Origin of the sequence: Streptomyces sp. NTH33, from assembly GCF_003236365.1 — a bacterium.
Taxonomy (GTDB): Bacteria; Actinomycetota; Actinomycetes; order Streptomycetales; family Streptomycetaceae; genus Streptomyces.
This window is the reverse complement of record NZ_POTZ01000688.1, coordinates 1-2,666: the sequence shown is the minus strand read 5'-3', so window position 1 is coordinate 2,666 and position 2,666 is coordinate 1. Positions and strand designations below refer to the sequence as shown.

3 protein-coding genes and 1 pseudogene are annotated in these 2,666 nt (G+C 71.5%); 2 read left to right on the top strand and 2 right to left on the bottom strand.

The window, feature by feature from the left end; translation table 11 throughout:
• Both C1I97_RS34995 and C1I97_RS34990 read left to right on the top strand, forming a co-directional pair.
• Positions 1–517, top strand: a pseudogene (locus tag C1I97_RS34995) (fumarate reductase/succinate dehydrogenase flavoprotein subunit); the annotation flags it as partial.
• Positions 514–1,284 carry a succinate dehydrogenase/fumarate reductase iron-sulfur subunit gene (locus C1I97_RS34990; protein ID WP_111006986.1) on the top strand — a complete coding sequence of 257 codons (771 nt, stop codon included), beginning with the start codon at positions 514–516 and terminating at the stop codon, positions 1,282–1,284. The pseudogene C1I97_RS34995 and the gene C1I97_RS34990, both read left to right, overlap by 4 nt.
• Positions 1,285–1,290: 6 nt before the next feature.
• Here C1I97_RS34990 and C1I97_RS34985 read toward each other — a convergent pair whose 3' ends face one another.
• Positions 1,291–1,584, bottom strand: coding sequence for a hypothetical protein (locus tag C1I97_RS34985; RefSeq protein ID WP_146608403.1), 294 nt, complete (start codon positions 1,582–1,584; stop codon positions 1,291–1,293).
• A 30-nt stretch (positions 1,585–1,614) separates the two neighbouring features.
• Complete coding sequence (locus tag C1I97_RS34980) at positions 1,615–2,658, bottom strand: hypothetical protein (RefSeq protein ID WP_258382890.1); 1,044 nt, start codon at positions 2,656–2,658, stop codon at positions 1,615–1,617.
• Positions 2,659–2,666: the final 8 nt, after the last annotated feature.

The following is a 2,666-nucleotide window of genomic DNA, read 5'->3' as shown; positions in this document are numbered from 1 at the left end:
GGCGGGGGCCGGGGAGGAGACGGCGGCCGGGACGCCGCCGGAGAACCCGTACACCCTGCACCAGGAGCTCCAGCAGACCATGAACGACCTGGTCGGCATCATCCGCCGCGAGGGGGAGATGGAGCAGGCCCTGAAGAAGCTCGGCGAGCTGCGGGTACGGGCCCGGCGGGCCGGGGTGGAGGGGCACCGGCAGTTCAACCCCGGCTGGCACCTCGCCCTGGACCTGCGGAACATGCTGCTGGTCAGCGAGTGCGTGGCGCGGGCCGCGCTGGAGCGCACGGAGTCGCGCGGCGGGCACACCCGCGAGGACTACCCGTCGATGGAGCGCGACTGGCGCCGGATCAACCTGCTGTGCCGGCTGACCGACCCGACCGGCGGCCTGGCGGCGACGGACCCGGTCCGCGGCCAGATCACCCTCACCCGGGAGACCACCGAACCCATCCGCCCCGACCTGCTCGCCCTCTTCGCGAAGGAGGAGCTGGTCAAGTACCTCGCCGAAGAGGAGCTCTACGAGTGAGCAGCTATGAGGCCCGCTTCAAGGTGTGGCGGGGTGACGCGCAGGACGGCGGCCTGGAGGACTTCGAGGTCGAGGTCAACGACGGCGAGGTGGTGCTGGACATCATCCACCGCCTCCAGGCCACGCAGGCACCGGATCTGGCCGTGCGCTGGAACTGCAAGGCGGGCAAGTGCGGTTCGTGCTCCGCGGAGATCAACGGGCGTCCGCGGCTGATGTGCATGACGCGCATGTCGGTCTTCACCCGGGAGGAGACGATCACCGTCACCCCGCTGCGGACCTTCCCGGTGATCCGCGACCTGGTGACGGACGTCGGCTACAACTACACCAAGGCCCGCGAGGTCCCGGCCTTCGTCCCGCCGGCCGGCCTCGGGCCCGGCGAGTACCGCATGTTCCAGGAGGACGTGGACCGTCCGCAGGAGTTCCGCAAGTGCATCGAGTGCTTCCTGTGCCAGGACGTGTGCCATGTCGTACGCGACCACGAGGACAACAAGCGGGCGTACGCCGGCCCGCGCTTCCTGATGCGCGTCGCCGAACTCGACATGCACCCGCTGGACGCCGCCGCGGAGACGGGCCTGGACCGCAAACGTGCGGCCCAGGACGACCACGGCCTCGGCTACTGCAACATCACCAAGTGCTGCACGGAGGTCTGCCCCGAGGGCATCAGGATCACCGACAACGCGCTGATCCCGCTGAAGGAGCGGGCGGTGGACCGCAAGTACGACCCACTGGTGTGGCTGGGGTCGAAGATCCGGCGGCGGTCGTCGTAGGGGGACTCAGCGGACACGGCGGCCGGGGCGCTTGGCCATGCCCTGGAGTACGACTCCCCCAGCGAACGCGCACCACCCGGCGACCGGCAGGACGATCCCGTGGCTGTGGGAGAACGGCCCCAGGAACACGAACAGGGAGCCTCCGCACCCGCAGAGCAGCGCGCCACAGCCCCAAAGCCTCGGCCGGAAAATCCATCCCTGTGCCCACGGCACCACCCACTCCGCAGCGATCGCCGCGACGCCCGCAGCGGCCATCAGCACCATGCCCACCCCGAACGCCCCCGCCAGTATCCAGTGCACGCCGATCACCCTCCCACCGGAGCGGACACCTTACGGGTGACTCCAGCCCTTCCGGTACGCCGTCCAGTCGTCCTCCGTGGCGGCGAAGTCCACGTACAGCGCGACGCCGAAGCGTTCGCGGTCGGCGTCCGTGCGGGACAGGCCGAGGCGGACGCCTCGGACGGCGGCGGGGACCGTCTCGGCGGAGGCCCGGTGGCCGAAGCGGTCGTCGTGGAAGAAGGGCAGGCCCATCAGCAGGTCGGTGGTGGGCGGGGTGGCCTCCAGGGCGAGGGAGGTCTGCTGGGCGACGTAGCCGCCGTACAGGCTCTGCAGCGGCTGCATGGTGTCGTACGACATCAGCGCGATCTGGTCGACGCGGCGGGCGACCTGGCCGAAGTACGCCTGGGACCACCACTTGGGGTGGCCGGTGAACGTGCCCCACAGGGAGTGGAACGCGGGCAGCGGGTCGATCTGGTGGGCGGCGACGGACAGCGGAGCGCCGTGGGCGCGGGTGACCTCGCGCAGGTCGTCGAGGAGACCGAGGTAGTGGCGGTCGCCGGAGTGCAGCGGCTCCAGGTCGAAGTGGACGCCGTCGAAGCCGGCCGCCAGGACCTCGCGGGTGGAGGCGACCACGGCGGCGCGCGTCGCGGCCCGCTCCAGCCGCATCCCGTCGGGGGTCTCGGTGGCCAGCACGTCGCCGAGCCACGCCTGCACGCGGACGCCGGGGAGCGCCCGGTGCACGGCCGGTATCAGCCAACCGGCCTTTGTGTACGCCGACTTGGGCAGGGTGCCGTCGTGTTCGAGCGGGCCCGCGTGCACGTACAGGTCGCGGATGCCGGTGCCGCGCAGGCGGCGGGCGAGGGCCTGGACGTCGGCGTCCTTCTTCCGCCCGTCCACCCAGGCGTGGCCGAGCCAGATCGCGTCCTGGCCCCTGGTGTACGTGCCGTCGGCGGGGTCGCCGGTGTAGTTCACGCGGAGGGCGGTCCCGGCGGCGAGGAGGAAGAGGACCGGCAGCAGGACGAGGACGAGGGCGGTGCGCGAACGGTTCTCCTTCGCCACGGCGCCGATGGCCTCGGAAGTGCTCGGGTAGGCCAGTCCTCGTG